At 42.2% G+C, this 23,937-nt stretch carries 20 protein-coding genes; 10 read left to right on the top strand and 10 right to left on the bottom strand.

Features of this window, described 5'->3' with window-relative positions:
* Window positions 1-26 precede the first annotated feature (26 nt).
* The 5 genes from AHMF7605_RS24755 (at window position 27) to AHMF7605_RS24735 (ending at window position 4,786) form a co-directional block, all read left to right on the top strand.
* The gene (locus tag AHMF7605_RS24755; RefSeq protein ID WP_106933607.1) at window positions 27-581 is read left to right on the top strand and encodes a carboxymuconolactone decarboxylase family protein; all 555 of its coding nucleotides are present in this window, start codon (window positions 27-29) and stop codon (window positions 579-581) included.
* Window positions 582-881: 300 nt separating this feature from the next.
* Window positions 882-1,274 carry a GNAT family N-acetyltransferase gene (locus AHMF7605_RS24750; RefSeq protein ID WP_106932645.1) on the top strand — a complete coding sequence of 131 codons (393 nt, stop codon included), beginning with the start codon at window positions 882-884 and terminating at the stop codon, window positions 1,272-1,274.
* Between the two features lie 114 nt (window positions 1,275-1,388).
* Window positions 1,389-2,105 (top strand): hypothetical protein, encoded by a 717-nt coding sequence (locus tag AHMF7605_RS24745; RefSeq protein ID WP_106932644.1) that lies wholly within the window; start codon window positions 1,389-1,391, stop codon window positions 2,103-2,105.
* Between the two features lie 244 nt (window positions 2,106-2,349).
* The gene (locus AHMF7605_RS24740) at window positions 2,350-2,913 is read left to right on the top strand and encodes a GNAT family N-acetyltransferase (RefSeq protein ID WP_106932643.1); all 564 of its coding nucleotides are present in this window, start codon (window positions 2,350-2,352) and stop codon (window positions 2,911-2,913) included.
* Window positions 2,914-3,184: 271 nt separating this feature from the next.
* Entirely contained in the window at window positions 3,185-4,786 is a 1,602-nt protein-coding gene (locus AHMF7605_RS24735; RefSeq protein ID WP_158267614.1) for a serine hydrolase domain-containing protein, read from the top strand.
* A 279-nt stretch (window positions 4,787-5,065) separates the two neighbouring features.
* On the opposite strand, the gene AHMF7605_RS24730 is transcribed toward AHMF7605_RS24735, so the two are convergent.
* A complete protein-coding gene (locus tag AHMF7605_RS24730; protein ID WP_106932641.1) occupies window positions 5,066-6,358 on the bottom strand; it encodes an NAD(P)/FAD-dependent oxidoreductase in 1,293 nt (430 codons plus the stop codon).
* 279 nt (window positions 6,359-6,637) lie between these two features.
* On the opposite strand from AHMF7605_RS24730, the gene AHMF7605_RS24725 reads away from it, so the two are divergent.
* A complete protein-coding gene (locus AHMF7605_RS24725; RefSeq protein WP_106932640.1) occupies window positions 6,638-7,150 on the top strand; it encodes a hypothetical protein in 513 nt (170 codons plus the stop codon).
* 680 nt (window positions 7,151-7,830) lie between these two features.
* Here the strand turns inward: AHMF7605_RS24725 and AHMF7605_RS24720 are convergent.
* Window positions 7,831-8,367, bottom strand: coding sequence for a GNAT family N-acetyltransferase (locus tag AHMF7605_RS24720; protein ID WP_106932639.1), 537 nt, complete (start codon window positions 8,365-8,367; stop codon window positions 7,831-7,833).
* Between the two features lie 73 nt (window positions 8,368-8,440).
* Window positions 8,441-10,783 (bottom strand): bifunctional YncE family protein/alkaline phosphatase family protein, encoded by a 2,343-nt coding sequence (locus AHMF7605_RS24715; RefSeq protein ID WP_233219245.1) that lies wholly within the window; start codon window positions 10,781-10,783, stop codon window positions 8,441-8,443.
* A 445-nt stretch (window positions 10,784-11,228) separates the two neighbouring features.
* Here AHMF7605_RS24715 and AHMF7605_RS24710 point away from each other — a divergent pair, with 445 nt between their 5' ends.
* Complete coding sequence (locus tag AHMF7605_RS24710) at window positions 11,229-12,155, top strand: bestrophin family protein (protein ID WP_106932637.1); 927 nt, start codon at window positions 11,229-11,231, stop codon at window positions 12,153-12,155.
* A gap of 602 nt (window positions 12,156-12,757) precedes the next feature.
* Window positions 12,758-12,988, top strand: coding sequence for a hypothetical protein (locus tag AHMF7605_RS29530; protein WP_146153667.1), 231 nt, complete (start codon window positions 12,758-12,760; stop codon window positions 12,986-12,988).
* Between the two features lie 276 nt (window positions 12,989-13,264).
* On the opposite strand, the gene AHMF7605_RS24705 is transcribed toward AHMF7605_RS29530, so the two are convergent.
* The 6 genes from AHMF7605_RS24705 to AHMF7605_RS24680 form a co-directional block, all read right to left on the bottom strand.
* Window positions 13,265-15,187: an SBBP repeat-containing protein gene (locus AHMF7605_RS24705; protein WP_158267613.1), complete on the bottom strand. Its 1,923-nt coding sequence runs from the start codon at window positions 15,185-15,187 to the stop codon at window positions 13,265-13,267.
* A 197-nt stretch (window positions 15,188-15,384) separates the two neighbouring features.
* Window positions 15,385-15,999, bottom strand: coding sequence for a 3-keto-disaccharide hydrolase (locus AHMF7605_RS24700; RefSeq protein WP_106932635.1), 615 nt, complete (start codon window positions 15,997-15,999; stop codon window positions 15,385-15,387).
* A 139-nt stretch (window positions 16,000-16,138) separates the two neighbouring features.
* Window positions 16,139-17,683 (bottom strand): carboxylesterase/lipase family protein, encoded by a 1,545-nt coding sequence (locus tag AHMF7605_RS24695; protein ID WP_106932634.1) that lies wholly within the window; start codon window positions 17,681-17,683, stop codon window positions 16,139-16,141.
* Window positions 17,684-17,693: 10 nt separating this feature from the next.
* A complete protein-coding gene (locus AHMF7605_RS24690) occupies window positions 17,694-18,581 on the bottom strand; it encodes an alpha/beta hydrolase (RefSeq protein WP_106932633.1) in 888 nt (295 codons plus the stop codon).
* 213 nt (window positions 18,582-18,794) lie between these two features.
* The gene (locus AHMF7605_RS24685; protein WP_106932632.1) at window positions 18,795-19,670 is read right to left on the bottom strand and encodes an alpha/beta hydrolase; all 876 of its coding nucleotides are present in this window, start codon (window positions 19,668-19,670) and stop codon (window positions 18,795-18,797) included.
* Between the two features lie 241 nt (window positions 19,671-19,911).
* On the bottom strand, window positions 19,912-21,567 hold the full coding sequence (locus AHMF7605_RS24680) for a carboxylesterase/lipase family protein (protein WP_106932631.1): 1,656 nt from the start codon (window positions 21,565-21,567) through the stop codon (window positions 19,912-19,914).
* 110 nt (window positions 21,568-21,677) lie between these two features.
* Between AHMF7605_RS24680 and AHMF7605_RS24675 the strand changes: the two genes are divergently transcribed.
* On the top strand, window positions 21,678-22,439 hold the full coding sequence (locus AHMF7605_RS24675) for an NUDIX hydrolase (protein WP_199200303.1): 762 nt from the start codon (window positions 21,678-21,680) through the stop codon (window positions 22,437-22,439).
* Window positions 22,440-22,559: 120 nt separating this feature from the next.
* Here AHMF7605_RS24675 and AHMF7605_RS24670 read toward each other — a convergent pair whose 3' ends face one another.
* Entirely contained in the window at window positions 22,560-23,024 is a 465-nt protein-coding gene (locus AHMF7605_RS24670) for a DUF4199 domain-containing protein (RefSeq protein ID WP_106932630.1), read from the bottom strand.
* A 366-nt stretch (window positions 23,025-23,390) separates the two neighbouring features.
* On the opposite strand from AHMF7605_RS24670, the gene AHMF7605_RS24665 reads away from it, so the two are divergent.
* The gene (locus AHMF7605_RS24665) at window positions 23,391-23,912 is read left to right on the top strand and encodes a GNAT family N-acetyltransferase (RefSeq protein ID WP_106932629.1); all 522 of its coding nucleotides are present in this window, start codon (window positions 23,391-23,393) and stop codon (window positions 23,910-23,912) included.
* The last annotated feature ends 25 nt before the right edge of the window (window positions 23,913-23,937 follow it).

Below are 23,937 nucleotides of genomic sequence, written 5' to 3'. Positions count from 1 at the left end.
TAATTTAATCTTTTAACTAAATGCAAATGGAAACCTATCTCAAACCCATAGAAAAGCCCAACAGCTTAGGTATGAAACTCGTTTATTTTTTTACAAAGAGGCAATTTGGCAAAGTTATCACCCCCTTAAAGGTTTATTCCGCCCGTATGCCTATTGCCTTTGGAATGTGGGGCGGAAAAATTGCTGAGCTAGATAAAAAACTAATCCTTTCTGAAGAAACTACTTTGCTGATCCGGGAGTGGGTAGCCCGCCTTAATATTTGTTTATTTTGCATGGATGCCGGTCGGTACAGTCTCATGAAAAAAAACATGAGTGAAGCCAAATTTGATGCTTTGGAAGAATACCCAACCAGCCCGTTGTTTACGGAGGCGGAGCGGGCAGCACTGGATTACGCCACGGAACTTACCCGGCACAAAAAAGTACCACCGGAGACTTTTGCCCGCTTACAAAATTTTTATTCGGAACGGGAAATCTGCGAAATTATCTACCTCATTGTCAGCGAACACGTGTACAACCTTACCAATATTGGCCTAAATATTCATTCTGATATGCTTTGTGATATAACCAAACACAGAAAATAACTTGATGAGCATGCTTTATTTAGCCATCGACTCGCCAATACCAAAGTACAATTCCTTTAAACGGAATGTAGTTCTATCATAACTTTCTTATTTCTATCAAAGATTAACGGGCTTAAACCGGTAATCAAGTAAACCTACCAGCGGCCGAATAATTCTATTCGGCCGCTGGTAGGTTTAGTATAACTATCCTCCGCATTAAGTTATGGACAAGATCAATAATGGAAATAGAAATAAAAAGCTTCTAAGTTCATATATAGCTGAATTTTCAGAGCTGATAAGAGTATTGGAGATGGTTTTTGAATGGGAATATTTTTCCTTCCCGAACCGGTTGCATTTACAAAAGTGCTACATAATCCTTATCTTATCGTAATTATTGCCAGGGCAAATAAGAAATTAGTAAGTAGCCTCACTGCTCATGTTCTGGACAGGTACGATTCTGAAAAGCCGTCTGCTTATGTGTATGATCTTGCCGTATTAACTAGTTTTCAGCAAAAAAGAATTGGTAAAAAGTTAATGGCCACCTTAAATGAATATTGCAGCACAAAGGGATTTCAGGAAGTATTTGTACAAGCAGAAACCAACGACTTGCAAGCAGTAAATTTTTACCGGTCAACGCCGCTAAGTAATGAATTACAAGCCACGCATTTTACTTATTTGTTTAGCAAAATTAACCCTGAAAATGGTGAGATTTAAAAAGCGTAAAAGTTGAGGGCTCCTATCAAACTTTTGTACAGGCTGTTAGTAAAGTGCCTCGAAATTGTCAACAGTGGTAAACCGCAATCCGTTAGCCGCACTAGAAAATAACAGATGAGAAATATAGGTATATTAATTCTTACTTTTATTCTGCAAAGCTGTTTAAACAGGGATGAGTCCAGGGTAAATATCCGTTGTAATCAAGATTGTATAACCTTTACTATCAATGTTAAAACCGGATTAAACTCTCAAACACCCGTGGCAGGAGCAAAAGTAGAATTAGGCTGGAATCGCCCGGCTACTCCAATCGGAAATCCCGGCAGATTAATAGCCAAAGGTTCCACTAACGAAAAAGGAAACTTTAGCTTTAGTTTTACTCCAGATGCAAAGGAGTTACAGGAAGGCCGATTTTATGTGTTTGTACAAAAAGATAAAAACTATCACTCCCAATTAAATAGCTACTATGGAATCAATAGGACGGATACTGTTGTATCTGCCAACATCCACTTGCCCAGTAAGGCATTGATTAAAATAATTTATAAAAACTTTTACCCAACAACTTCCGCCGATTTTTTTGAAGCTATTCCTGGCTTTTCATCTTATGGTTCAAACGGTATTGCTGTTAGGCAAAGTGAAACAATCAACGCCCATAATTTTGGGTTCTACGGGAATGAACCTGCGTTTGATAAATACGAAGTTACCGGTGAAACAGCAGGAGACCAGTTTACTACCTTTGATATTCTGATTAAAAAGAATGGACAAAGAATAGATAGAAGAGATAGTATTTACATTAAAAAGGGAGAAACAGGTATTTTCGAAATTGAATACTAACAGATGCCAACCTACATAGCGGCGAATCCATAAGCATGAGTAAACTATAACTAAGAAAAAGAATTTAAACTTAGAAAGCATTAAGGTTCTTTTTACCTTCCATCCGAAATAAATAATATAAATGGAGCGCATGAAAGTAAAATCTTTACCGCTGTTTGTTTTAGTAATACTTTTAGCTGCCCATTAACGGGTACTCAATCGGTAATGTTCAACCTTATAATAACCAGCTTACCTAAAATCTACAATGAAAATTTTTGCCGAAACCGAACGGTTCCTTTTAAGAGAAATATTGCCGGAAGATGAGGCCGGTCTTTTTCTTTTAGACTCCGATCCCGAAGTGCATACATTTTTAGGGAACAAACCGATTACCCGCGTAGAACAAGCCCGGAAAAACCTTCAATTTATCAGGCAGCAGTACGCTGAGAATGGCATTGCCCGGTGGGCCGTAATAGACAAAAACACCAACGAGTTTCTGGGTTGGTCCGGGTTGAAACGGATTACCCAAACAATTAACAACCACACGAATTATTACGATTTAGGCTACCGATTTCTAAAAAAACACTGGGGAAAGGGCTACGCCACCGAAACGGCGCAAGCAACTTTGTACTACGCTTTTCATCAACTAAACTTACCGGAAGTTTTTGCCATGGCGGATATCCAAAATACCGGATCACGAAAGGTTTTAGAAAAAGTGGGATTTACCCTTCTGGAAACCTTTTCTTACGAAGGAATGGAACACTACTGGTTTCAGATAAACCAAAAGGATTGGAAGAAGAAACTACCTGTAGCTACTAGCACTTTATCTTAAAGTTTTTGTTCCATTTTACATACCTTTCTTAAATAAATGAGTTGGGGCAGAAAATAGGTCGGTAAATAAAGCTGGCGAATAAATTTTGCATTAAGTTTTACCTTTTTTAGCTAGTCTGTTTTTTACCTGAGTACTTAGCAGTATATTAATTATTGTTTCACAAGCGGAATGAAAGCTAAAGTTATTTCTCTCGCTTAGTTGCTAAATAATCTTCTTTATAAATAGAGTAGCTGTATTCATGAAGAAAAAACGGTTTTACTGCAGTTGTATCTTGCTTATTTTTATAGTAGTTTCTGCTACTCGTGCCCAATCCCGGCAAAATCAAAAATTTGAAATAGACTTAGACCATATCCGATCTCTTTTAAAAATTCCAGGAATGGCCGTAGCCATTAGCAAAGGTGATTCCATAATCTACGAAAAAGGATTGGGGTATGCCGATATCCAGAATAATGTTAAAGTTTCTTCCAGTACTACTTTCCGGATTGCTTCTGTTACTAAAACATTTACCTCTACCATTATCATGCAATTGGTGGAGCAGGGAAAACTTGAGCTCGACACTCCCATTACAGAATTTGGATTAGATTTTGGCAATCCCAGCATAACCGTCAGGCACTTACTTACCCATACTTCAGAAGGTGAACCGGGCACCCATTTTCAATACAATGGATTTCGGTTCGGCAAACTGGGAGTTATTATAGAAAAAGCTGCTAGAAAACCATTTTATCAGCTTATTATGGAAAATATACTTCAACCGGCCCAACTGTATAATTCTGCTCCCGGGATGCCCTTATTTACTTACTTTGCTTACGTACAAGCACATAAGGAAATGCAGCCTTTTTTTGAAAAAGCGTTTACCAATCTGGCTAAACCATACGAATTAAACCAGCAAGGAGAAATAGCTGAAACGAAGTACTTAGATGAGTTCGGTGCTTTCGGTGGACTTACCTCGAACGTGCATGATCTTTTAAAATACTCGGCGGCCATTGACCAGTATAAATTTATTAGCCAACAAACTCAAAAAGTAATTTTTACACCAAACCGCACGAAAAACGGCCACCCCACCCCTTATGGTTTAGGATGGTTTGTTCAGAATTACAAAGGAATCAATTTTTACTGGCATTATGGGCAAACCCAGGGAGAATCGGCTCTTTTTGTAAAAGTACCTAGTCGTCATCTCACCTTAGTGGCACTTACCAACATCGATAAACTCAGTACTCCTTTTCCTTTGGGCGATGGAGATTTATTTACATCCCCGTTAGGCCAGGCATTTTATAAATACTTTATCAACCAAGATAAAAATTTAAAGAACTTAGATTATCGTTTACCACCAAAGGAATTGATAAAAAATATTACGCAACGCGGCAGTTCTACTTTTAAAGAATTTTATAATAAAGAAATTATTACCCAGGCTTCTCTTTATGCTGTGAGTGGCCAAACGACTATGGTAAATAAACTGTATGATTTGTATGCGCACCTAAATTTTACCAATAGTTCCCCTCTCCCTCAAACCCCTGTTATGGCAGAATTAAAAAATGTCGGTATCAATAAGGAAGAGGTTGCTTCTTTTTCCCTTACAAAACCAACAGAAATTAACGTTTATGGAGTAGGAGAAAATTGTTCCGTTGATTTTACCTCCTGGTGTGATTATGGTTGGATTGAAGATGCAAACGGAAAAGTGGTTTGGCAGATGCCATCACAACCGGCCGTTCGGGCTGGGGGAGCTATTAAAAATCAACGGGTAGTAGCAATAATTACGCTTCCTGCCGGTGCTTATAAATTAAAATACAAATCCGACTCAGGTCATGGCTATAACAACTGGGATTCTGCTCCTCCGGATAACTTCTTTTGGGGTATCACTTTATTTAAGAAATAAGCCGATTCCGATTACCCGAATAGAACAAACCTGATAAAGTATTCGAGCTAGCAGGTAACATTTCGGGAATGATGAGATGGCCTGTCAGGTAGCAATTAAAAACACCCATGTAATTTTAGGTTGGTATAAATTAAACTTATTACCCGGACTATTAACCAGTTACCGGATTTTAAATAATTACGGTGTTTACTCGTGAAATAAACTAAAAATTAAGGATGGTACTTTAACAAAATATTCATTATCGTCTTTTCGCCACTCACCTTATAAATAAAACTTCGATTAAGAATTAACCACTGCCGTCTTATTAGACTGATTTTCTTTTTTACCGGGCCGGATAATGAGTCGTAGGGTTGGGTCATTGGTTATAAAACTCCACATCCAGTTATAGGCAAGATTTAATTTATTCCGGAAGCCAACCAAAGGGATAATGTGAATAAACAACCAAACCAGCCAGGCAAAAAAACCTTTGAAAAATCCTTTGGGTAAATCAACAACGGCTTTGTATTTAGAAATAATGGCCATGCTGCCTTTGTTGTTATACCGAAAAGCTTTTACCGGTTTATTTTCTTCCAGTCTTTCTAAATTTTCGGCTAACAACTGACCTTGCTGGATGGCCACCTGGGCCAGTTGCGGGTGGCCGTTCGGATAATCCTTATCACTCGTTTGTGCGCATTGGTCTCCGATGGCAAAAATATTGGTAAAGCCAGTTACCCGGTTTATTTCGTCTACCAGAATCCGCCGACCTCTGGTTATCGCTTCTTTGGGCAGCCCCACTACTTCCCGCGCCACCACTCCCGAAGCCCAGATTAAGGTGGCGGAACTTAGTTTTTCCCCGTTAGAAAGTAGTACTTCATCATTCACGTAATCTTTAACCAGGGTATTTAAGATTATTTTTACCCCGAGTTTGTTCAGAACCTGGTACGCTTCTTTTTGGGCTTTTGTGCTCATGGGACCAAGTAAGGTAGGCGCCCCATCTATTAAATAAATGCTCGCTATATTGCCGGCGGCCTCCGGATAATCTTTAGCTACAATGTTCCGGGACATTTCGGCCAGCATACCCGCCATTTCTACACCGGTGGGGCCACCACCGGCAATTACAATATTGGCTAATCTCGCTTTTTCCGGCAAAGATGGGGCCCGTATGGCTTCTTCGGCGTGCAGGAGAATGTGGTTCCGGACGTTCAAAGCCTCGTCTACGGTTTTCATGGGCAAGGCGCTCCTTATTACATTTTCATTTCCGAAGAAGTTAGTTTCGGTTCCCATAGCCAATACCAGGTAGTCGTAACTCAAACTCCCATTATCGGTTTCAATCGTATTGGATTCGGGTATAACTCTTAAAAGTTTGCCCATGTAAAACCGAACGTTCTGCCGGCCCTGAAACAGTCTCCGGAATGGATAACAAATATTAGTTGCTTCGATAAAGGCAGTAGAAACCTGATACAGTAAAGGCGGGAAAAAGTGATAGTTATTAATATCCACCACGGTTACTTCAAAATGCCGGTTATTCGACAATTTTTTGGCCAGGTTCAATCCAGCAAATCCACCTCCCACAATGACGACTTTTTTTGGCATTAACTTCTAAATTATATGAGTAAGTTGACTTGTAAAATTCCGATTTATTATTTAACTTTCTGTAATTAAGGCAGATACAGGCATTAAGTAATATTTTGGGTTATATTGTAGTAGTAGAAAGCAGCTCATGCGAGAAGGCACTTCTCCTCTTTATATAGCCCCTTTAATGCCTTGTTCCATAACCGTTTACTAAATTATTTGTTTTCAGTCATTTAACCGATTGCTTACGTTATTCATATAAAACTGTTTTACTAGTAATGGATATAAAAATTAGTAGATATGAAAACCAGCGTTTTATTCTCGGAAACCCAAAGATTTAAACAATGGTGGCTTTGGGTAATCTTATTAGGAATAAATGGAATATTCCTATTCGGGGTTTTTAAACAAGTAATTGGCGGTCAACCATGGGGCAATAATCCTATGAGTAATACTGCACTACTAATATCCGCCGGGTTTTTCCTGCTGTTAACTATCCTGTTTATCAATTTCCGATTAGATACGCAGATAAAGGAGGATGGCATCTATGTCAGATTCTTTCCTTTTCATTTATCCTTCCGTTATTATGACTGGAACAAAATAGCTAAGTCGTACGTGAGAGAATATAAACCTATCCGTGAGTTTGGCGGCTGGGGGTTACGCTCGGGCAGTTTCGGAAAAGGAAGCGCATTGAATGTCTCCGGAAACCAAGGTTTGCAGCTTGAATTTACGGACGGCAACAAACTTTTAATTGGCACAAACAGGCCCGACGAACTAACGAAATTGCTTACTCAAATCAAACAATCAAAATCCTAATCAGAAACCTGCTTTTATTAACAAGCCTTCTAAGCTATTTATGGCTTAAAACAGGAGTACAAGCTTTTAGAATTAGGAACTTTTTAAACTTCCTACTTTTGCAAGTCTTCCTTTTGAAGCACCTTATAAAGCTATTTCACGCTTTAAATCCGTTCCGTACAGATTTTTTAATTTAGTTTAAAACTCTACGCTTACTTAAAATTTAAGAAGAGTTTAGCAGCTACTTATTCCAAATCGCCTAAATCAACTGCCCTAACGGCGGCGGATGAAACCCAGCAGCTTTTCCAAACAAGCTTGTCCGAAATCTGCCTTTCAAGTGATCAAGTTACCACTAGCAACCCTTTTCGCCGTCATCCTGCCAGGATCTAATCAGCCGAAAACAAGAACCGGAGAGAAGTAAAACCGGTGATTACCTCCTGAAAGCAACGAATAATCTTTTTAGGATGCCTCCAGCAGTTGCTTTAAACCGGTTAGATCCTTTCAGGATGACTCGAAAGAATAGAAAAGACGGTATTCTACTTGTTCTGAACCTAGGTTTCGGACAATCTCGTTTTCCCAACCTACCGAGTTTGTAACTTTTATGGCAGGTAATAGAGGAGAAACGATATTATCAGGTAGTTTTCCGAAATAACACTCCAGCAGTTAATCTGATTTATAGCAACAAAAAGGGATATCTTAGTTTAATCTTCTACCAAATAGGCTAAATTAGCCGGACTTAAACTTTGCAGTTGCTGCCAACTAGCCGGCGAGAGGGTTAAATCTAAAATATCATCGTCGCTGGAAGGTATCCATTCATTTTGTTCGGCGGTTCTTAAGAACTTAGCTTGGTCATATAAAATCCGGATGCCGCATTTTTCGTAATAAGGCCGCAGTGGTTTTTCGCAAAAGCCGAGCGCTTCTAATTTTCTCTTTTTTAAATTTTGAATTAAATATTGCAGCAATTCGGTGCCGTACCCTTTGCCTTGGGGCAGGGCGACAAAACCGCCAAACTCCGGATACGCAAACAATTGTTCATTTATCCGGAGTTTAAAATCAAAATTTACCCGGGCCACTGCCCGAATGGTCGAAGAATAATCTTTTACTAAATGAAACTCTGAATTCTTAAATTTTTCTCTGAAAGCATCCGGTGTCAGGGTATGCATTTCCCAAAAATGAAGAATAGCTTTAATGTCTGAATCCAGCAAATGCTTGGCGGCTTTTACCTTATAATGGCTCATGTAAACCTGAATTGATTTATCCAGCTATTTTACTGCCGTAAAAGTAATTTAGATTTACTTATGAAATAGGTAATTAATCATCCTCTTCCTCTTCTTCTATCTTCACTTTTAAAAAGGCGCTGCGGCGGGGAGCAGGCATAACGGAATCTTCGCCCTTTACCGATTTCCAGACTACTTCGTTTAAATCCAGATCCGGCGCGGAATCTTCGGCGGCCAAATTAAAATGTTCGGACCGTTCGGCGCTTTTGTTCCAGACTACGTTGCGTTCTTCCAGGTCTACTTGCGCCTGTTTGGCAGTATAACCTGTTAAATCAGCTTGCGGGGAAAAACAACCGAACATAGGAAGAGCCGCCGCATCGTACTGACTCATCGGCGGCAAACCCAGAATTAACTCTATCGTGCGCAGCATACCGGAGGTGGTATACATGGTATGATTCACGGAATTCCGTTTGGTATATGGGCTGATCACAAAAGCGGGCGAACGGTGGGCATCAATGTGATCGGGGCCGTTCTGGGCGTCGTCTTCGAGCACGAAAATGGCTGCTTCCTTCCAGATAGAACTTTTCGAAATATGCTCTACTAACTGGCCCAAAGCTAAATCATTATCGGCCACAGCGGCAATAGGCGTAAATTTGCCTTTGCGCTGGCCGCTGGTATGGTCGTTAGATAAACGAATAGTACTAAATTGCGGCACCGCGTTTTTCGCCAGTAAAGAATCAAAATCTTGTTTCCAGATTCTAACACGTTCTAAATCTTTAATATCCATATCAAAGCCCGGAGCCGCTTTGCAAATACGCCCTTGTAAAGATTTTAAACTAGTCTTGCCTTTATTCGCAAATTCACCGTAGCTCCGGTAGCTTACGCCGGCCCGTAAACAATAATCCCAGATAAAGCCATCCCGTGGGTAAGCTACTTTACGGGTTCCTTCGTAATCGTAGGTTCCTCCCCGGCCGCTGTAACTGGTGGGCCAGGTTTTCTCCACGTAATCGTTCGCGTAAGCGGCCATGCTCCAGTTATGGCCATCGGCGCTAACTTCGGCATTCACGTAAAAGTTATCGAGCAATACAAATTCACGCGCCAAAGCGTGGTGGTTAGGCGTAACTTTTTCCGGAAACAAACACAGGTTCGGGTCACCGTTGCCTTCTTTCATGTCACCTAAAATTTGATCGTAGGTGCGGTTTTCTTTAATCACGTAAAAAATGTATTTAATCGGTGATTTCTCGCCCGGTTTGCCCGGTACCGGATTACCCGCTTCGCTTTTAGCTTGTGCTTCGGTTTGCAGAGTAAAAGGCGTATTTTTATAAACTTGCTGCGAATAACTTTTCAGTTGGGCTTCTTTGGGCCGGTCGATAAAAGATAAAGTACCTTTAAATAAACCACCAATATATTGTACCTCCTGCTTATCGGTAACTCCCCTGTGCGAACCACTGTTATCGGTTTCTTTTAGGGGTTGCGGCCCCGCCGGATTAGGCAACGACGAAAATCCTTTGCCATTCGCCACCATTATTTTTTTACCTGAAGTTTTAATATTAGTCGGATACCAACCCGTTGGGATAAAGCCTAAGGCGCTGCTTTTACCCGGCTCCTCCACGTTAAAAACTGCGACGCAGTTATTATCGGCATTGCCAATGTATAAAGTTTCTTCGTCGGGCGATAAGGCCAAAGCGTTGGTAGTAGAACCGGTTAATTTGGTAGGATAAAGAGCCGCCGATATAATCTCGATGACTTTTCGGCTTTTCGTTTCTATTACCGATACCGAATTATCATTGGCGTTGGCCACAAACAGGTATTTACCCGATTTAGTTAACAGCAATTCGTTCGGATGGCTTTCGGTTTTTATTTCGGTGGTTATTTTCTGAGTAGTAGTGTTGTAAATGGCTAGTTTGTCGCCGCCCCAAAGCGAAATATACAATTCGGTTTTATCCGGCGAGAGTAAACAGGCGTAAGCCTCATAACCTAATTTTACTTTTTGCCGGGTTTTTCCGGTGGTTAAATCTACCACGTACAAGGTACTATCGTCTTTGGTAACGGTGTACAGCACTTTCTTTTTATCGTCTACATCCAAACCCGTTGGGCTGATTTTATCTTTGGGCCAGGGTTGTCCTAAAACAATGGTATCCGCCGAACCTAATTTATTATTTACAATGGGATACACCAGAATGCGATTATCGTTGCCGCCCGAAGCGTACAATTTTTTACTATCGGCGCTGAATTTTAAACCGTACCAGGATTTTTTAATGGGCTTCTCGTCCAGTAATTTTTCGGTTCCCGGATTAATGAGTTGAATGCTTTGGTTACCGTGCCCATTGTTAGTTACCGCCAGTAATTTTTTAGAAGGAGATAATTGTAGGTTTAAAGGTAAATCCCCTAATGGTAAAGAACGCCCCGCCGGACTTAAAGACCAGCCGTTGGGCAATAATACATTCTTCGCTTGCGGATTGTTCGTCGGGGTTTGGGCACTTCCCGTAAACCAGCTACTTAAAAAGCGAGTGATAAAACGAATAAGTAAAGTTGTTTCTTCATGGCTTCATAAATGAAAGGCTAAAATTACAGGAGCGGATTCGGCTTTCTAGCTCGTAACCGAAACTTAACAAAAATTTAAAGGGCAATCAACATAAGCGGGAAGTATTACTCCATTCTCATTAAAGTACCTATCCGAGCAACTTTAGTAGCAGCGCCCCATTTGCTTTAGTCATTTGTTATTAGATTCTCGTTTTTCTTAAAACCCGTTATTATTCTACCCTCCTATCTAATCTGTTAGGCTACAAGCCAAGGCAATCTTACAACATAGTTCAATATTTCTGATGGTTTGCTTATCATTACCAGTAAATTCAGATTAGTTTATTTTATTAAAGCAGGTTATGATTATATATGAATCGAATAAAAGCTGGCTGCGCGATGTAAAGCACTTATACCGGAGCTACACCATGCAAAAAATTGTGCGCAGTACCTTGTGGGTAGGAGCTGGCATGGCCCTTATCAGTTACTTAGTGATTGATGTGTTTAAGCTAACGCATTGGAGAATAGAAACCGGCACTTTTTCGCTGTTGGGGATTGTGCTTTCCATTTTGTTGGTATTCCGGACAAATTCGGCGTACGACCGTTGGTGGGAAGGCCGTCGGCAGTGGGGGAATCTGGTCAATAATTGCCGTACTTTGGCCATGTTGCTGCACGCGGCTTTGCCCGCTTCCGATCTGCCGAGCCGTAGGTACCTGGCGGCGCATATTGCTAATTTTTGCCTTGCCTTAAAAGAACATTTACGCGGAGGAGTAAAAATAAACGAACTTATTCATGTTTCGCCGGAAGAACAGGCTCTATACGCTACCAAGAATCACCTGCCTAATTATATCGCTACCCAAATTCAGGTACAAGTGCAGGAAAAAGTCAGATCGGGCGACCTAACCGGCGAAGACTTGATCAATATAAAAATGCACACCCAAACGCTGCTGGACGTAGCCGGCGCGTGCGAACGCATCAAGAAAACGCCCATTCCTTTTTCCTACAACGTTTACCTGAAACTGTACATCTCGGCTTACACGTTAATTCTTCCTTTCGGCTTATTGCCCGATTTTGGTTACGCCGGCATTGGGTTAATAATGTTTATTTTCTTTGCTTTTATTGGCGTAGAATTAATGGCCGAAGAAATTGAGGATCCGTTTGGCTTGGATTGCAACGATTTGCCCATTGGCGATATCGCGCACACGATTAAACAAAATGTATACGAATTGCTGGAAGTTGGGCACCCGGAAGAAACGCGGCCAAAAGAATTATATCAGAAAGTTTTTTAACAGAAATCCACCTTTAATCTCTAGCCAGAAAATCCTCGGCTGCTTATTTGCCTCACCTGGTAATTGAAATTCTTTGTTCCTCACTCCCGGCTTTTTAGATACGTAGATGAGCGAAACTACTATCTCTGCTCTACTCCTATTGATCTATAATTATTCAGATTTAGAAAATTTCTAAATTATTTGGTAATATCTGTTAACCTGAACGAATAAATTGATATAAATAGTAGGGCTTCTGGTAATAGAAAATGGGTCGGCAAATCTTACTAATACCCTTAATAAAAAAGGGGCTGGCACTTTGTTTGTTTATCCTGATTTGAGATTATTGGAACGTAGTAAAATAAGCCAGTAAATACTACCGTTAAAGCAAAATATTACATCTGGGTAAAAGCAAATAGGAAAATTCCCGGGGGTTTATCACCATTAATTCAATGAATTGTATTGCTTTAAACTAGACTTAAATTAAATATTTAAATTTTTTAATATTTTTTATTATTCTCCGAACTTTAATTAAAAATAATCGTTAACTTTATTATATTAAAACATTGTTATATATTAATATAAAAGCATCAAACTAATCCATCCAACCAAACCGAATAAAGATCATGCGCTATTGTAAACAAATTTGTCATCGCTGCGGAGCCGAAGCAGATTCGCTTCGGGCTTCGTGGTTTAACATCCATATGCTTTGCCAGAATTGCCGGGCTGAAGAAGCGGCTCATCCCCTTTTTGACCATGCCCGTCGAATGGAGTTCGCCAAAACTCAAACCGGCAATTACCGTTTCGAAGGAATCGGTTTACCGGAAGATCTGCAAAGAAAATATTACGCGCGATAAATCAAATAACAAGTAAAGCAAATCCTGGCCCCGAGCATGTAAATGTTTCGGGGCTAATTTTTTTAAGTTCCTCCGCACTGGGTCAGATAAGTTCTCCCCCTGTAAGATAGCTTCTTTCCGCTTGTCTTAACTCACTATCTTTGGCCCGTAATCTTTTATATCTATTAAATAAACTGTATAAGTTGGAATATGCTCTAAGGAGATTTATTTAAAAACGACTGGTAGAATATTAGTAAATACTTTCTAGTTAAAGTCGTTGAAAATATGCTCGAAAACTTACCGGCTTATTTCTACCCAGCCCTTCCAACTTTGCCCTTTAGAGGAATGCAACTGGTAAAAATAAGTACCTTCGGCGAGGTTAGCGCCATTCCAGGTATTTTGGTAATCAGTCTGCTCGTAAACCAATTTGCCCCAGCGGTCATATACTTTTAATTCTACTTGCTGGCAGGATAAAACCAACGCAAACGTATCGTTTAAGCCGTCGCCGTTGGGCGTAATAATATTAGGAATGGGCGCTCCTAAACCCAAGGGAAATAAAGCTAAAGCCGTTTCGCTGGTATTGCTGCTAATAGCCGGCGAAATTGCCACTACCCGGATGCGGTAACCACTACCCACCGGCGTATTGGCCGGAATAGTCGCAATGATCGGGCTGCGGGAGTTGGTTCCAATAATAACCGGAGCAGCAAACGAACCTGTCGCATCCGAGAGTTGGGCCACAAAAGAATTATCCGGGTTAAAAAAACCGCTGGTACGAAAAGGAAGGTACACAATGGGCCCGGCGCAGTAATTAAAATTTTCTAAGGAGGAAAGTGTAATGGTTGGATTATTCGATCCGGTAAACGGCTGGCCAAATTTGGCTACAAATGCATCCAAATTTCCCTGACTGGTTATGGAAATATCGCCAAAAGAGCTGGTCTTTTCAAAACTGCCGGCCACGTACGCATTGCCGGTAGAATCTAAGGCAATTTTACTTACCTTATCTTGTGCTTCCCCACCGGCTTTTACCGCAAAAATTTCTTGGCCCGCTGCATTCCATTGTCCCAAAAACACGTCCGAACCTCCTTTACTGGTCAGAACGGTATTCTGGAAAACAGCCGTGCCGGTAAACGTACCCGTAACGTAGATTTTTCCTTTCTGAAAAGCTAAATCAATGCCCTTATCGCTGGCTGGTCCGCCCTGGTTTTTGGCCCAAATTATTTTACCCGCCGGATCATACTTTACCAGAAAAGCGTCTTCGGCACCGTAACTGGTTAAAGTAATAGCATCGAAAGTGGCGGAACCTACAAAATCACCCGTCGCATAACAATTACCAGCGGAATCAACGGCTAAACCCCCGGGAGTATCTTCGCCGGGATTACTGATTTTTTGAGCCCATCGCACGTTACCATCCGAATCGTATTTGGCCAGAAACACGTCTTTTTTTAATTCCGGGCTATTACTGCCGGTTAAAGTAACCGCATCAAAGGTAGCTTGGCCGTAAAAAAATCCGGTAAAAAAACAATCGCCGGCCAGAGTTACGACAGCATCGGTTCCTTCTGTGCTGCCTGTACCGGCTTTACCGCCGGCACTTTTAGCCCATAAAACGTCTCCATCCGCATCGTACTTTACCAAAAAAGCATCGTCCCGGCCCAAACTGGTTAAAGTAAAAGCGCCAAATACCGCATTTGCCCGAAAATAACCGGTAACGTAACTGTTACCGCTACCATCCAGCGCAATACTATTGGCAATGGTAAAGCTGGAACCTCCTCCTTTTTTGGCCCAGATAAAACTACCATTGGTATCGTACTTGGCGAAAAACATATCGCCGTAACCATTACTGATTAAGGTAGTAGTCCCGAATTGGACGGTGCCGCTGAAGCCGCCGGTTACGTAAATATTGCCTAAATCATCTACCGCCATGTCGTTCCCGAAATCCAGGTTCGAGTCGCTTACTTTTATGGCCCATACTTCCTGACCCTTCGGATCGTATTTCGCCATAAAAACGGCATCTTTGCTGAACCCAATTACCAAAGGCGTGGGCGTAACGGTAAAGGTTCCAAACCGGGCCGTATCGCTGAAAGTACCCAGTACATAACTATTACTTTCTGCATCTACGCCAATGCTGCTTCCCTCATCGAAGCTGAGCCCACCGCCTTGTTTCGCCCATTGAAATTTCTGTTCCGGCTGCCCCCAGGCTAGTGGAGTTAGTAGCAGCAACACTAAGGTGAGTTTTAAGACTAGGAGCAAATGCCTTATCATTTTAAAATTTGTTTCCTTAAGTTAACTTAAAACAGCATGAAATTAACTGCTACTACCCCGAAACATTTCTTTAAAATTCAAAAAACCTATTCTCTGCCTAAAAAAATAATGCCATCCCTTCCGGAATGGCATTGCCTAAAAAGAGATTTAATAAGTATTTATGATTTACTTAGTTCTTTTACCCGGATGTTCCTCCAGCGTACTTTAATGCCGCCCCCATCGTGGATTTGCAGAGCAAGTACACCGTCTTTGCTGCCAATTTGTTCGTCGTTTAGCTCTACCATTTGGGTTCCGTTTAGCCAGGTAGTTACCTGATTACCCACCACCCGGATTTTCATTTTGTTCCAATCACCCATCTTAAGTGCCTTATCTTTTTCCGGATCCGGTTTAATTAACCAACCCCGGCCATACGACTCGTAAATGCCACCGCTGCTTTTTCCGGGAGGAGCCACTTCTGCCTGCCAGCCCGAAACTTTGGTACCATCGAGCGAAGAATGAAAAAATACGCCGCTATTGCCGTCGGCTTGTTGTTTAAATTCTAAGGTTAGTTCAAAATCCTTATAAGTTTTGTCGGTAGCCAGGTAGCCGTATTGTTTATCCGGGCCACTTTCGCAGACTAGTTCCCCATTATCGACGTACCATTTTTCGGTGCCGTGTACTTTCCAGCCATCTAAATTTTTACCGTTAAATAATTTGGTTTGCGCCTGAACCTGAAAAGTTACAATCGCTAAAAAAAGAAAAAAGAAGGTTTTTAGAAGTGTTTTGTGCTGCATGAAGGTTTAATTTAAAATGAATAAGCGTGTTTAAAGCTATTGTTTATTTTTCAGAGATTCAAGGAAGATAAACGTAAAAAATAGAGATGGACGGCAATAACTGGTAGCCTATTTCACCAATATTCCTTAACTAAGAAAACTATTTACCTCCCATTTTAGCCGCTATAAAGTCCAATGCGGGCTTATCGGGTAGCGGCTGGGCTTCGGGTTTATCGCTTAAAATCATTATCTGGCTACTACTACTATTGTAAGCCGGCCATTCGGGTAAACCCGGTCCGTTAGGATTTCCTTTGGTAATAAAGTTTACCCAGTAAGAAGACATAGTTTTTGCCAATTGCTGATCGACGGGTTCCCAAGGCCGGTCGACAAATTTTAAATTATCGTACGCGTAAGGCACTTCGCCGGTATGAAAAGCCCCGTATTTTACGTATTCGCCGGTAGCGGGCACTTTGCGGGTGAAGCGGTAAACAAATACTTTTTGTTTTTCTTTTTGGCTCTGCACTTGTGCCCAGGTATAATTCTGAACGCCAAAAATCATATCCCGCGACAATCTATATTGCGAATGAATGGCCTGAGGTTCGTCGGTGGCCGGATATAATTCCAGAAACGTTTTGGCATCTGCACCATATTGTTGTTCAGCTTGCTTGCGAAATTCTTCGGCGCTTTTTAACGGACCAGATAATAATCCTTCGTCTTCGTTCCAGCCAGTTAATAAAGCTACCTTATTTTCTTTATCGGCCGCAAATATTTCGGCTATGGACGCTGGTAAAACGTAGCCATCCGTAACGGGTCCGCGGCGGGCTTGCGATGGCTGCATTAACTCTTTAGCTGGTTTTGCTCGTAAATCAGCCAGCGAGGAAGCATGTAAGGATTGGGCTAATTTTACCCCATCTTGTTCGGCTTGTTGCAGCGTAGTAGTGCCCCGGGAAAAATTAGCCCCGCTTTCAGCAATGGCTTTTACAAACAAATTCTTAGCTAAAGGCGAGGCAACCAAACAGTTTACACTCATAGACCCGGCCGATTGACCCGCAATAGTTACATTTTTAGGATCACCGCCAAAAGCCGCAATATTTTTCTGTACCCACTGCAAAGCTGCTATCTGGTCCAGCAAACCATAATTTCCTGAGGTATTCTTACCTGATTCTTTCGTTAATTCCGGATGAGCCAAAAAGCCAAAAACTCCTACCCGGTAATTAATACTCACAAACACAATCCCTTTTTGGGCCATGGCTTCGCCGTCGTAGATAGGTACGGCACTGCCGCCGCTGTTAAATCCACCACCGTAAATCCAAACCAATACCGGCCTTTTCTCGGTCGCAGCTTTAGCGCCCGACCAAACGTTCAGGTACAAACAATCTTCGCTGATGGGTTCTTTTGGAATTAAAAACTCGGCGCTCCACATGCTAAACGGCGCCGGATCGGTCTGCATGGGGCTGGGGCCGAAAGCTTCACAGCGACGAACACCCGTCCAGGGCTTTACGGGTTGGGGAGCTTTCCAGCGTAAGGCCTTTACTGGCGGAGCCGCAAAAGGAATACCCTTATAAATAGCCACATCCCCCGTTTGGTTTTTTACTCCGGATATTAAACCGGCCTGCGTTTTTACTACTCCCAACGCCACTGGTTTAACAGGCGAAAAAAGGAAATTTAGTAAAAAGTAAAATACAATTTGTACGCTTACAAACATATGTTTTCTGTTAAGAAGAAGGAAGGGCAACACCGTTCGTTACGAATACCTTATAAAAGAATATTAATTGGTAAGGTAAAGCATTTTCCCAATATTGCCACGTATGCCCGCCGGGTCTTTCGGTATAATCGTGCGGCGTTTTGTTTGCTGTTAAGCGCCGGTGTAAATCGCGGTTGGGCTCAATTAAAAAATCGTCTACGCCGCAGTCAAAAACCAGCTTTAACCTACTTGCCTTTATCTGGTCGGTCATTCCCACGGCCGTATAAGCCGGATAGGGATTTAAAGTATCTTGCGGGGCACCCAGCAATCGGACAAAGTTCTGGGCCCGTAATTTAGCGAAGTCGGCTGGCACTTTCCAGGTGGCGGTATTAATATTCATTACCCCGCTCATACTACCCGCCGCGCAGTACAAATCCGGATGTTTAGTGGCAATATAGATGGCGCCGTGTCCGCCCATAGATAAGCCGGCAATTATCCGTCCTTTTCGGTCCCGCACGGTGCGGTAAGTGCCTTCTACTTTTTCTATAAGCTCTTGGGAGATGAATGTTTCGTACTGACTATTTTTATCCAAGGGGCTATCAAAATAATAGCTGGTTGGTCCGCCGTCCGGGGTAACGATAATTAAGTTATACTGATCTGCTAACCGGTGAAGTAAAGTTTTATCCGGAGTTTTACTTAGCCAATCGCGGTAGTTACCCGTGCCGCCGTGCAACAGGTACAGAACCGGAAAAGGCTTTTTAACTTTCTTATAACTAGACGGCAACACCACGGCCGCCCGGATGCGTTTCTGCATTATTTTACTGGTAATCTCCAGGGTATCTACCTTAGCTGCCTGAATAGCCGGAGAAAAAAACAACCCGCTTAATCCCGTCAGCAGTAAGTTTTTTAAAAATTTCATATTAGTATTTAGTCTATAGTCCATAGCCATAATGGTGTGTGTATTAGTTTGTTTAAGGTTAAACAACCCGTTGCTTCCTACTCAACGGAACACTTGACAGAAATAAATTTAGCTTGGTATTCGAAATCCAAGGTTAAAATCTTAAGCGCGTTTGTTCTAAAAGTCAGAATGCTCAATCATAGATAACCTGTTTAGAACAGAAGCAAACAACTATTACAGCACTATTGCACTGTTGTTTTTCAAAATCTGGTAGAAGAACTGCACGTGGTACGACAAGGAATTTTCCCAATAATCCCAGGTATGCCCACCGGGTCTTTCGGTATAATCGTGCGGCACTTTCTCGTAAACCAGGCGGCGGTGCAGTTCGCGGTTCGGCTCAATCAGAAAATCATCTACCCCGCAATCAATAATTAATTTCACGTCGTTTGCCTTCATTTTATTCGTCATGTATACCACCGAATTAGCGGCGTAGAGGTCAGGCTTTGATTGGAGCGGACCTAAAATACGCGTAAATCCGGGTTCTATTTGTTTGGCAAACTCCGGCGTTATATTCCAGGTAGTGGCGTTTAGGTCTACGGCACCACTCATGCTGCCGGCCGCGCAGTAAAGATCCGGGTGGCGCGTAGCCAGGTAAAGCGATCCGTGGCCACCCATGCTTAAACCGGTAATTACCCGGCCTTTGCGGTCGCGAATGGTACGGTAGGTATTGTCAATTTTAGTAATTACTTCTTTGGTAATGTAGGTTTCAAAGAGATTGTCTTTCTGAAGAGGACTATCCAGGTAACCGCTTAACCTTTCCCCTTCGGGGGTTACAATAATAATCCGGTACTGGTCGGCTAATTTGTGCAGCAGTTGCTTATCGGGGGTTTGCCGGAGCCAATCGCTGAAATGCCCGCCCCCACCGTGTAGTAAATACAGCACCGGAAAAGCAGCTTTACTTTTAGCGTACGCATTTGGCACTATTACCCCGGCTTTGTAACTTTTGTGCATAGCCGCACTCGGAATATCCAGGGAATCTACTTTAGCCGCGTATAAACTTTTAAATGATAGCAATAAAGCCGCAAAAAGAAGAGTATTAAGAAATTTCATAAGCTAGTGTTGGATAGGAGATGAGAAAAGTACTGAATAATTTTGGCTGGGCCAGCGATTATACAGTTTTGAAATTTATGTCGGGGAGTAAAGCGAAAAAACTTTATACTGGCAATTTTTATGTACCAAGTTAAGAATTACCAATTGAATAAAGGTTATTTCTTACGGTCAAAACTAAGAAAACCTGTGTTTATCCATTCAAACAACAGGTTTTCTTTAAATCAACATAAATTTATATCAATTACTTTTTCGTCTGGAGTTGATCCAGCAATTGGTAGCGTTCGCGGGTTTGGTCGGTTTGGGCGCGGGTATTTACATCCAGATTCATTACCTGACCCGCACTGCCGGGTTTCATAACCGGCCAGTTAGGCAAACCTGTTCCATTGGGGTTACCCGTTTTAACAAAATTAGCGAAGTAACTTTGCATGGTTTCCGATACTTTGTAATCTTCCGGAGTCCAGGCGTATACTTTATTATAAGGCAAATTACCTAAGGCGTATTCAATTTCAGCGGCGTGTACCGCACCTTTAGCGGGCGGCAAGGTAACCGCATTGGCAGATTTATCTTTTACTACTCCTCCGGCTAAACCGGCTGCGGCATTTCCCATTTCGGGCGTCATAGCGGGTCGCGGACGGGAGAACAAGTACCGGTAAACCGGTTTACCACTCGTCTGACTATGTAAATCCAACCATTTCCAGGTACTGTAGGCAATAAACCGGTCGCTCGCCAGGTTCGTAGCAGATTGCAGCACTTCTTCTTCGGTAGTTCCTGGGTAGGCCTTTAGAACTTCCTGGGCTTGGGTACTATACATTTTCTCTACGGCGGCTTTATAGTTTTCGGGAGTAGGTTTTTGCCGCCCCAGCACGAACATAGGGGTCATTTCTTCGGAGTTCCAACCGGCAAGTAAAGGCACTTTAGCTTGTTCGCCAGCAGTAAAAGTTGCGGTAGGTGTTTTTAGAAAGAAATAATTATCGATGGTGGCCGGGAAGCCCGGAATACCTAATTTACCGGCTGCTTCTAACAATTGCTGCGCCGGCAAAGCCCGTAAAGCAGCCAAAGAATTAGCCCCCTGACTAGTCGCAAATTTTACTCCTTGTTGTTCGGCCTCCGACAAAGAAATGGGATCGAGACTAGAATTTACAGCCGCTCCACTCTCGCCAATGGCTTGGGCAAATAAATTTTTCGACAAAGGAGAAGCCATTTGCGCACTAACGGAAATAGAACCCGCCGACTCCCCGGCAATGGTTACTTTAGTAGGATCGCCCCCAAAAGCCGCTATGTTTTGCTGCACCCAACGCAAAGCCGCACTCTGGTCGAGGTAACCGTAATTGCCGGAAGCCTTATTGAGAGATTCTTTAGTTAATTCGGGGTAAGCCATAAAGCCGAAAACGCCCAGCCGGTAGTTAACCGTAACGGCTACAATACCGCGTTTAGCCATGCTTTCGCCATCGTAACGAGGCTCGGAACCGTCACCGGCCACAAAACCACCGCCATAAAAGTAAACCAGCACGGGTAATTTTTCTTGTCCGGTTTTAGCCGGCGTCCAGACATTCAGGTACAAACAATCTTCGTTCATGCCATTGGAGCGAAAGCCCATGTCGCCGAACACCGCCAACTGCATGGCCCGGGGTCCAAATTGCTGGGCGGGCCGTACTCCGGTCCAGTTTTTAACGGGTTGCGGCTCTCGCCACCGTAACTCTCCTACCGGCGGAGCCGCAAAAGGTAAGCCTTTAAACACCCGGATGCCACTTTTCTCCAGAGTTCCTTCTACGCGGCCGTTCGCCGTTTTAACCTGGTTAGCTCCCAAACCGGTATTGTTTTTGGTTTGCGCGCAGGCAAAAGGCAAAAACGGTAGCGTAAATAAAAAACAAAAAATAAATTTTTTAAAAATACCCATGCTGAATTAGATTTAAGAAAATGCGTTCCTTACATTATGTAACTTTTACATAATAATAGAAACTTTTATCAATATGTCAAAGTAACACAATAAAATATTTATCTTACCGTATGGCTATACTACCCGAGTCCTGGTTGGAACCAGAGAAAAATAATGCTCCGTTAATACCCCAGCTTACGCTGGATTGTATCATTTTAGGGTTTCACAATAACCAGTTACGGGTGTTGTTGCTGCGCTGGAAAAATACGCAGGAATGGAGTTTACCGGGCGGCCCCATCCGGCAAAACGAATCGGTAAATGCGGCGGCCCAACGCATCTTACAAGAAAGAACCGGGCTCGACGATATTTTTCTGCAGCAGTTTCATGTTTTTGGTGAAGTGGAGCGTTATAGCCGGGCAGAGATTCAGGAAAAGTTGAAATTAATTTTCGATCCGGAGCTTTGGTACGAGCGGGCCGTTTCTATTGGTTATTACGCCTTAGTAGACTATTCCCGCGTTAATCCTACTCCCGATGCTTACACCGACGAATGCCAGTGGTGGGATATCCGGGAAATTCCTTTTCTGCTTTTCGACCATAATCATATTATTCAGGTGGCCTTGCAAGCCTTACGCAACCAGTTAAGCTGGCAACCCATTGGGTATAATCTATTGCCGCACGAATTTACCTTGCCCGAATTGCAAAAGCTTTACGAAACCATCCTGGACCGAAAATTAGATCCGCGGAATTTTCAAAGAAAGCTGCTGGGTTTAGGTATCCTGGAAAGATTACCCATCCGCCGGAAGGGCGGAGCTCATAAATCGCCTTATTTGTACCGCTTTGATAAAGCTAAATACGAAGCCGGTTTAAAAGAAGGTAATTTATTTTTTATTTAGCTTCATTGGAAAACAAACCTTATAAAAGCTAAACAGAAATGATGGCTACTAAAAAAACCGGTGATTCTACCGGTTTTCCGTTTTTCCAATATAAGCGCAAAATAAAACGAATTTATTCATTTAATCTGCCGTACGGGCACCGGAGTTATCGTAGGCCATCATCATAATATAACCGGTCATGGTGCCTACGGCCGTACCTAAAATAGTAATAGCTCCGGCCAACATCATCGGCGATAATACCGAACCGTAGTAGTCCTGGGTTTTTAAAACGGTGGCGTAATCCGGATTGAGGAATTTGGCATATACGTAAATAAAAAAAGCGTACAATACCGAACTAATCAGACCCACCAGAAAACCTACCGCTAAACCGGGCAAATAAGGCATTGGGCCACGACTCCGGTTTTTATAGGCATTTATCGCCCAAATTACCGCTACTAAAATAAAAATATTACTGGCAAAGCGTACTACCTCCATGTCTTGCAAATTAATAACATTAATAAAAAGGAAGTAGGCAATCATGGCAGCGGCGGCAATTATACCGTAACGAATGCCAAAACTTTCGGTGGAAATGGTATTACTGGCCATAGCTATTATTTAAATTTATATTTAAGTATGTTTTACAGCTAAAACCTAACCCGTATTTCACCTGCCGCAGATAAAATCTATTTTCCGGCTCATCTAATCACTCACCGGGTCAGTTACTAGGTTTAAATACGTGTTACCCTATGTTTAGTATATATTTTTATTGCGAAATCGTAAATAAATACCTATTCTACAACAGCTTAATCATCATTTTGTTTGCTCCGCCCAGGTTTTACCCGAACTTTTGCCGACCCTAATTGGCGAAGAACAGGAACCAGAAAATTGAAAGTGGTCGCCTAATTAAATATCTTAGCATTGTGAGCTACACCATACATCTGGAAAATAGAATTTAGTTTTTAAACCTCCCGCATGATTATATTACGAGATGCTCAGTTTTCAGACCATGTTGCCATCGCCAAGCTCCACGCTGCCAGTTGGCAGCAACATTACCGGGGAATAATGAGCGATTATTTTTTAGATAAGGAAGTGGAGCAAGATCGTTTGAATGTTTGGCACCAAAGACTGCAAAGCCCGCGTGCAAACCAAAAAATGCTGCTGGCCACTTTAGCTGAAAATATAGTTGGCTTTTCTTGTTTTTATTTAAACAGTGATCCGGTTTTCGGTTCCTATATCGACAATCTCCACGTTGCTAAAGAGCTACAAAAATCCGGCGTGGGCGCTTTACTCCTGAAAGAAAGCGCGAAGTATATAAAAAGCTCGGCCGACCTTCCGAATATGTATTTGTGGGTTTATGAATTAAATAAAAATGCCCGCGCTTTCTACGATCGTTTAGGCGGCAAAAACTTTCAAACCATAGAAACGGAAAACATTGATAAAACCAAAGCTCAGGTTTGCCGGTATATTTGGGAAGATGTTTCCAGTATTCTTTAGCTAAAACCTACTAATTACATGCAAT

It is taken from the genome of Adhaeribacter arboris, from assembly GCF_003023845.1.
GTDB lineage: Bacteria > Bacteroidota > Bacteroidia > Cytophagales > Hymenobacteraceae > Adhaeribacter > Adhaeribacter arboris.
This window is presented reverse-complemented; position numbering and strand designations above follow the sequence as displayed.

Coding starts and splice junctions, on each gene's coding strand:
- AHMF7605_RS24755 (WP_106933607.1), top strand. CDS start 27: ATGGAAACCTATCTCAAACCCATAGAAAAGCCCAACAGCTTAGGTATG.
- AHMF7605_RS24750 (WP_106932645.1), top strand. CDS start 882: ATGGGAATATTTTTCCTTCCCGAACCGGTTGCATTTACAAAAGTGCTA.
- AHMF7605_RS24745 (WP_106932644.1), top strand. CDS start 1,389: ATGAGAAATATAGGTATATTAATTCTTACTTTTATTCTGCAAAGCTGT.
- AHMF7605_RS24740 (WP_106932643.1), top strand. CDS start 2,350: ATGAAAATTTTTGCCGAAACCGAACGGTTCCTTTTAAGAGAAATATTG.
- AHMF7605_RS24730 (WP_106932641.1), bottom strand. CDS start 6,358: ATGCCAAAAAAAGTCGTCATTGTGGGAGGTGGATTTGCTGGATTGAAC.
- AHMF7605_RS24725 (WP_106932640.1), top strand. CDS start 6,638: ATGAAAACCAGCGTTTTATTCTCGGAAACCCAAAGATTTAAACAATGG.
- AHMF7605_RS24720 (WP_106932639.1), bottom strand. CDS start 8,367: ATGAGCCATTATAAGGTAAAAGCCGCCAAGCATTTGCTGGATTCAGAC.
- AHMF7605_RS24710 (WP_106932637.1), top strand. CDS start 11,229: ATGATTATATATGAATCGAATAAAAGCTGGCTGCGCGATGTAAAGCAC.
- AHMF7605_RS29530 (WP_146153667.1), top strand. CDS start 12,758: ATGCGCTATTGTAAACAAATTTGTCATCGCTGCGGAGCCGAAGCAGAT.
- AHMF7605_RS24700 (WP_106932635.1), bottom strand. CDS start 15,999: ATGCAGCACAAAACACTTCTAAAAACCTTCTTTTTTCTTTTTTTAGCG.
- AHMF7605_RS24695 (WP_106932634.1), bottom strand. CDS start 17,683: ATGTTTGTAAGCGTACAAATTGTATTTTACTTTTTACTAAATTTCCTT.
- AHMF7605_RS24690 (WP_106932633.1), bottom strand. CDS start 18,581: ATGAAATTTTTAAAAAACTTACTGCTGACGGGATTAAGCGGGTTGTTT.
- AHMF7605_RS24685 (WP_106932632.1), bottom strand. CDS start 19,670: ATGAAATTTCTTAATACTCTTCTTTTTGCGGCTTTATTGCTATCATTT.
- AHMF7605_RS24680 (WP_106932631.1), bottom strand. CDS start 21,567: ATGGGTATTTTTAAAAAATTTATTTTTTGTTTTTTATTTACGCTACCG.
- AHMF7605_RS24675 (WP_199200303.1), top strand. CDS start 21,678: ATGGCTATACTACCCGAGTCCTGGTTGGAACCAGAGAAAAATAATGCT.
- AHMF7605_RS24670 (WP_106932630.1), bottom strand. CDS start 23,024: ATGGCCAGTAATACCATTTCCACCGAAAGTTTTGGCATTCGTTACGGT.
- AHMF7605_RS24665 (WP_106932629.1), top strand. CDS start 23,391: ATGATTATATTACGAGATGCTCAGTTTTCAGACCATGTTGCCATCGCC.